Annotated in this window: 3 protein-coding genes; all 3 read left to right on the top strand. The window is 37.9% G+C overall.

What is annotated here, in order from left to right:
• Window positions 1–180 precede the first annotated feature (180 nt).
• Genes RM529_RS15310 through RM529_RS15300 form a run of 3 tightly spaced genes read left to right on the top strand, consistent with a single transcriptional unit; the run spans window position 181 to window position 6,835 of the window.
• A complete protein-coding gene (locus RM529_RS15310; RefSeq protein WP_311485626.1) occupies window positions 181–3,441 on the top strand; it encodes a SusC/RagA family TonB-linked outer membrane protein in 3,261 nt (1,086 codons plus the stop codon).
• Between the two features lie 13 nt (window positions 3,442–3,454).
• A complete protein-coding gene (locus RM529_RS15305; protein WP_311485625.1) occupies window positions 3,455–5,248 on the top strand; it encodes a RagB/SusD family nutrient uptake outer membrane protein in 1,794 nt (597 codons plus the stop codon).
• 30 nt (window positions 5,249–5,278) lie between these two features.
• Window positions 5,279–6,835 (top strand): DUF4957 domain-containing protein, encoded by a 1,557-nt coding sequence (locus RM529_RS15300; RefSeq protein ID WP_311485624.1) that lies wholly within the window; start codon window positions 5,279–5,281, stop codon window positions 6,833–6,835.
• The last annotated feature ends 318 nt before the right edge of the window (window positions 6,836–7,153 follow it).

The raw sequence follows: 7,153 nt of genomic DNA, 5'->3' as shown, positions 1-7,153 counted from the left end.
TCGATTACATTGTTGAAATATTAAGATAGTTTAGTTTCAGCATGAGATCAGTGAGTTGTGGGGGATTTTAAATATTGTCATTTTAACATTCTAAATACGAAGAATCATTAGTGTTATAAAATCATTAGTGTTATAAAAATGGTGAAAAGCACTAACTAATTAATTTAACTAACGAATTTTATGGAACAAGTTTTTACTAAAACGTTTTCGGTTTTTTTGGGTTTTCTGAAAATCAGGATTAAGTATAAGCTGCATACCCCGCTTATTGTATGCATGCTTCTTGCTACAAATATGATCTTTGCTCAAAATACCGAAATCAACGGTACTGTGATTGCTGCCGATTCGAAAATGCCGCTAGCCGGAGTAACTATATTAGAGAAAGGTACTTCTAACGGGGCGGTAACTAATTTCGATGGTGAGTATTCCATTCAGGCGTCCGGTGAAGATGCTGTGTTAGTATTTAGTTATGTTGGATTTCAAACATTGGAAACCAATGTGGATGGTAGAAACACCATCGATATCGAGCTTCTTGTAGATTCAAATGCATTGGATGAAGTGGTTGTTGTTGGATACGGGACTACTAGGAAATCTGACTTAACGGGGTCTGTAGTGGCTATTTCTGGAAGCGAATTGGCTGAGCAGGGTAGGGCAAGTGTAGCTGAAGCCTTAACAGGAAGGCTTGCTGGTGTACAGGTGCTTTCTACTGAAGGTTCACCAGATGCCGAAGTAAATATTAGGATACGGGGTAATGGTTCTCTGACTCAGGATGGCTCACCTCTAATAATTGTAGATGGTTTTCCTGTGGGCAGTATGAGTGATATAAGTCCTACTGATATTGCAAGCATTTCTGTATTAAAAGATGCTTCCTCTACAGCAATTTACGGTTCAAGAGGAGCGAATGGAGTTATTATCATTACAACCAAGGATGGGGTGGATGGTAAGATAAGTGTGAATGTGAATTCCTTTTATGGCTTTCAGAAAATAGCAAATACCATTGATGTCCTTTCACCGGAAGATTTTGTAAAATGGCAATATGAGTATGCATTATTGGATGATCCTGAAAATTTAGATTCTTATGAAAGATATTTTGGATTATGGCAGGATTACGATCTATATGCCGGTCAGGAAGGCAATAACTGGCAAAAACAAATTTATGGTAATATGGGAGAAGTTCAGAGCCATGATATGGCAATAAGAGGTGGTTCTGAAAAGGCAAATTTTAATTTTAATTATGCACATTATGATGTGAATACTATCATGGTTGGCTCAGATTTCAAAAGAGATAACCTGTCTTTGGCTCTAAAGAGTCAGGCGGGTGAGAAGGTAGATTTATCCTTCACTATTAGATTTTCTGAAACTGAAATTAATGGAGGAGGTGCCAATGAACAAAATGAAATTTCTTCTGCTGATTCAAGATTGAAATATAGTGTTCAATACTCCCCAATTCCAGTCTCCGGTCTTACTACAACTAGGGCAGATACGGAAGGGGCTGTAGCAAGTTATTTGATAAATCCATTTGTGGCTACAGATGATAACCAAAGACAGCAGCTTAGAAGGAATTATAATATGTTAGGAAGCTTTGGCTGGGATATAATTAATAATTTAAGATTTCAATCAGATTTTGGTTTGGATTATAGAATCGAGCAGGATTATAGATATTATGGTCGATCTACCTATTATTCAAATAACAGACCATCTGCAAATAATCAGGGGCTGCCATCACTTGTGTATAGCGATCGCAAGCGAGAAAGTTTTAGGAATGCTAACACTATTAATTACGATTTTGACAATTTTCTTAGCGAAGATCATAATCTAAAACTGCTTTTAGGTCAAGAGATGATTATCACTCAGGATAATGTTGAAGTTGCAGAAATTCAAGGCTTTCCAAGAGATTTCGATTTTGAGACTACCAGAAGATTAACGACTCAGGGTACTCCTCAAACTGTCGATAATTTTTATCGTCCAGATGATAAGCTATTATCATTCTTTGGTAGAGTGAATTATGACTTCATGAATAAGTATTTAGTTACAGCGACCTACCGTGCAGATGGATCTAGTAAATTTCTGGGGGATAATCGCTGGGGGTATTTTCCCTCGGCTGCAGTAGCATGGAAAATAAAAGAAGAAAATTTTCTAAAGGACGTAGATTGGCTTGATGCACTTAAGGTAAGATTCAGTTACGGTGAAGCTGGTAATAATAATATTCCAGCAGGACAAACCGTGCAAACCTTTCAGTCTAATACCACCACTTATTTAAATGAGATTCCAACGTATTGGTCAGCCTCAAGAGTTTTGGCTAATCCAGACCTTAAGTGGGAAACTACTGTAACCCAAAATGCTGGTATTGATTTTGAAATGTTTAATGGAGTATTAAGTGGTACTGTAGAAGCTTATAAAAATACTACTACCGATCTACTGCTTGCTTTTCGTACACCAGGTTCAGGATATGAGTTTCAGTACAGAAACCTTGGTGAGATACAAAATACGGGAGTTGAGGGCTCATTAAATATTAACGCGATTACCAAGGAAGACTATGGAATAAGTTTTTCCCTCAATGCATCGGCGAATAAGAATAAGATTAATTCACTAGGGTCTTTAGAAGATTATCAAGAGTATTCAGGTTGGGCATCATCTCAGATTGGTAGTGATTATGCTGTATGGGAAGGTCAACCGGTAGGAGCAATGTACGGCTATCAAAATGATGGACGATATGAAGTATCTGATTTTGACTATGATTCTTCAACAAATACATATACACTAAGACCTGATGTGGTAGATAATAGTGATGTAGTAGGTGAAGTAATGCCTGGTTCATTAAAATTAAAAGATATTAATGGGGATGGAGTAGTAAATATTGATGATAACTCTATTATTGGGGATGCTAACCCAGATGTTACGGGTGGATTTGTGATTAATTCGTATGCATATGGATTTGATTTTTCTGCAGCCTTTAATTACAGTATTGGGAATGATGTTTATAATGCTAATAAGGTTCAGTTTACCACAGCTAACGAAAATAGCCAGTATCGTAATTTGAGTTCTGTAATGGAAGATGGAAGGAGATGGACTAATCTTAATCCTGAAACGGGTGAGCTTATAACTGATCCTGATGCGTTGGCAGCTGCAAATGAAAACACCACAATGTGGTCTCCATATATGCGTAGCTATGTGTTTAGTGATTGGGCTGTTGAAGATGGTTCCTTTCTCCGCTTAAATACCCTTACTTTAGGATATACCTTGCCTAATTCGCTTGTTTCTAAATATAATATCACTACACTAAGATTTTATGCAACAGCAAATAATGTATTTGTTTTAACCGATTATTCAGGCCTTGATCCTGAGGTGTCTACCAGAAGAAATACTCCTCTTACTCCAGGAGTTGATTATTCTCCGTTTCCTAGAAACAGACAAATAGTATTTGGTTTAAACCTTAATTTTTAAAATTTAGATGAAAATGAAAAATTTAATAAAAATCTGTTTGGCATTTCTTTTAATATGCCTGGTAGTATCATGCGAGGAGGACTTTGTAGATGAAGATTTTTTAGATGCTCCTGCCAAATCAAGTCTTGATGAATCGACTATTTTTTCAACGGTAGGTTTAGCGAGAGGAGCAGTAGATGGAATACTGGAACCTATAGGACAAACAAATTCTTATAGAGGACGTTTTATTCCTTATTATGGGTTTAATACAGATGTTGAATATAATTACAGTGCTGGAGACGAAGGTTCAGATGCAGATTTGGTATACTATGATGCTAAGCCAAGTAATTCTCGAATGAATACTGATAATAACGCCTGGGCTTTAATGTATCAGGGTATAGAACGAGCAAATATAGTTATTAGAGGATTAAGAACTTATGGTAATCCTGAACCAGGAACAGAATTTGGTCAACTTTTAGGGGCAGCACTCACTTATAGAGCAATCTACTATGCAGATCTTATGAAAGCATGGGGAGATGTGCCTGCTCGCTTTGAACCTATTACTTCCGAGACGCTGTATTTACCTAAAACCAGCCGTGATACAATCTACAAAAGACTTATTTCAGACTTAGGAGAGGCATCTACATTGGTAGCTTGGCCTAATGCAAGTCCTGCAACCACAACTGTTGAGCGTATTAATAAAGCCTTTGTTAAAGGCTTTAGAGCGCGCTTGGCAATGGTAGCTAGTGGATTTCAGCAGTATCCTGATGGTGTAAGAAGAAGTAATGATCCTGATCTTTCTGTTCAGCAGATGTATCAGTTAGCATTGGAGGAGTGCCGATCTGTTATTAATAGTGGAACCACTTCTCTTGAACCGTCTTTTGAAGGTTTCTGGAGAAGGTACAATGAGGAAAATATAAATGCCGGTGGAGAATCTTTATGGGAGATCCCATTCGCAGATGGTCGTGGACGTGTTTTATTTTCTTTTGCCGTTCGTCACCGAAGTGCAGACCAATTTACTGGCCAGCCTAGAGGTGGGACCGCCGGACCTACGCCTACTGTTTATTACGATTTTGATGAGGAGGATACGCGAAGAGATGTAACCGCTGTTCCTTATGAATGGGGAGCTGCAATAGATGGAGTTGCCCAGCAAGAGCTGGTTGGTATTGATACATGGTATTTTGGGAAATATAGATATGAATGGATGAATCGTTATGTAACTTCAACAAATGATGACGGAGTTAACTTGATTTATATGAGATATGCTGAAATTCTTTTAACTGCTGCAGAGGCGGCTAACGAATTAGAAGGGCCTGGAGCTGCAGCACCTTACCTTAAAGAAATCCGCCAAAGAGCATTTCCGTCCGATCAGCATAGTGAAAAAGTTGATGCTTATGTAAATGCGCTCTCTTCCAAAGAGCAAATGTTCAATGCAATTGTAGAAGAATATAAATATGAGTTTACAGGAGAAATGGACAGAAAAATGGATCTTATTCGGTGGAATCTACTTAGCGAGAAATTAGATGAAGAGAAACAGGAGTTGTCAGATTTAAACAATAGAACAGGGGACTACGCTAATGTGCCTACCACGCTTTATTTTAAATATGAAGAAGATGGGTATACTTTAGATATATATGGTTTGGAAAGAGGTGAAACCTCAAATCCTGGCCCTGAGTATTCAGCTTTTACCTGGGATCAGCCACTGGATGAAATAATTAATACTATTTATAAACCGGGAGTAGATCCAGATAACAGACAATTCTGGCCGATCTGGCAGGTATTTATTGATGCCAGTAATGGCCAATTAGTAAACGACTACGGTTACTAGAATCTAAAAAACAGAATTAATTAATAAGTTATGAAACTAAAATACATCTTTAAAAGTTTACTGATAGCTATTCTACTCGTGGCTACTGTTACGAGTTGTGACTATGATGAAGAACTTGTCGAAGAGCTTCCTGTAGACAGAGAATTCGCTCCGGTAAATCTAACAGCCTTTGTAAGAAACCAGGTTAATGTAGAACTGAACTGGACGGTCAACGACAATGCGAATAGCTATATTGTTGAATTCGCAAATGATTCATTACAATTCAACAATATTGTAAGAACGGTTGAGGTGAATCCTGATGAGTTACCAGTTCTGGTACCTCTTGAAAGTGAAACTTTATATTCTATAAGAGTTAAAGCTATTAGTGAGAGGGGAATTGATGACTCCTCCTGGGCGACCACAACAGCCCGAACTTTAACCGAGCAGATCTTTATCGAAGGCGAAGATGGCGATATCAAGTCTGGTGAGGCAATCCTGAGATGGGTGCCTGGCAGTGAGGTTACTGAAATTAACCTAAGCCCGGGAGATATTACCTATACTATTACCGCTGAAGATAGAGCCGCCGGGATCGCTACTGTGACCGGTCTTAGCTCAGAAACAGATTATACCGCCACTTTACTTAATGGTTCGCAAATAAGAGGCGTTAAGGAATTTACCACAGGAATCGATATTGGTGATGGTAAATTAGTAACTCCGGAGGACGACCTGTTACAAATGATTGCAGATGCAGTTGCAGGCGATATTTTTGTGTTGGAACCGGGGGATTATACCGATCAAACCGGAACGATAACGCTGGATAAATCTTTAACCATTAGAGGTTTGAGAAGCTTTGATAAGCCACTTCTTCAATTGAATTTTGAAATTGTTGCAGGGGCTGAAGATGTGGAATTGATCGATCTGGACCTGCAGGGTCTTGGTGAAGGATCATCAGATCTTTCAGATTTTGTAAGGTATACTGGTCCAGGAAATTTCAATTCTCTGTTGATAAGCGGCTGTAACATCCATGATTATGGACGTTCCTTTATTGCCGGTAATGAAACTGATGCCATTTTACAAACACTTACCGTTGAAAATAGTATTGTGTACGACATCTTTACTTCAGGAGGGGACTTTATAGATTTTAGAAATTCAGATGTACTTAATATAAACCTTTTAAACAATACCTTTTATAATGTTGCTCCAGACAGGGACTTTATAAGAATGGATGCGAGTGGAACCTCTAATGATACAGGCTTGACTTCGAACGTACTTATTGATAGTAATACACTTTACTCCGTTTCGAATAATGAAAGCAGTAGGCTGCTATATATACGTTTTGTGTCAAATGATGTGACAGTGAGGAATACACTGATCGTAAATACGGAATCTGAAGGTTATGCAGATAGAGAAGGAATAGATGAATCTCCGTCTTTTAGTAATAATAATTACTTTAATGCACCTGGATTCTATGATACGGCGCAGTATATTTTTGATGACACTAGTTATTTTAATCTGGATCCGGGATTTGTTGACCCACCTACTGGAGACTTTACAGTTACAAATCAAACACTTATTGACAATCAGATAGGCGATCCTCGCTGGAGATAATATGATGTTTAAACTTTAAATAATAAAAAGGGTATGCATTGTAAAGATGTATACCCTTTTGTTATTTACTCGAATAATAAAGGCAGTAAAAAAATAGAATGCTAGGATAGAACATATTTAATTAAACTAAATCTTTATGGAATGATGAAACAACTACAATTATTAGCTCTTTTTCTCTTGCTGGGGATTTCACAGGGCTTTTCACAAGACGAACCTGGTCTTCCAGATGTGTGGGATTTTGGTGCCACACAACTTGATGAATCTGAGTACAACAATCAATTGTCGGTAGATATTATCAACTCTTGGTATGATGCATCC

It is taken from the genome of Autumnicola edwardsiae (assembly GCF_031846505.1).
In the GTDB taxonomy this organism is placed as follows: Bacteria; Bacteroidota; Bacteroidia; order Flavobacteriales; family Flavobacteriaceae; genus Autumnicola; species Autumnicola edwardsiae.
Note: the sequence above shows the minus strand (reverse complement) of the source record. Positions and strands in the feature narration are given on the sequence as shown.

Bases quoted from the DNA above. Each gene is read 5' to 3' on its own strand.
- RM529_RS15310 (WP_311485626.1), top strand. From the start codon at position 181: ATGGAACAAGTTTTTACTAAAACGTTTTCGGTTTTTTTGGGTTTTCTG.
- RM529_RS15305 (WP_311485625.1), top strand. From the start codon at position 3,455: ATGAAAAATTTAATAAAAATCTGTTTGGCATTTCTTTTAATATGCCTG.
- RM529_RS15300 (WP_311485624.1), top strand. From the start codon at position 5,279: ATGAAACTAAAATACATCTTTAAAAGTTTACTGATAGCTATTCTACTC.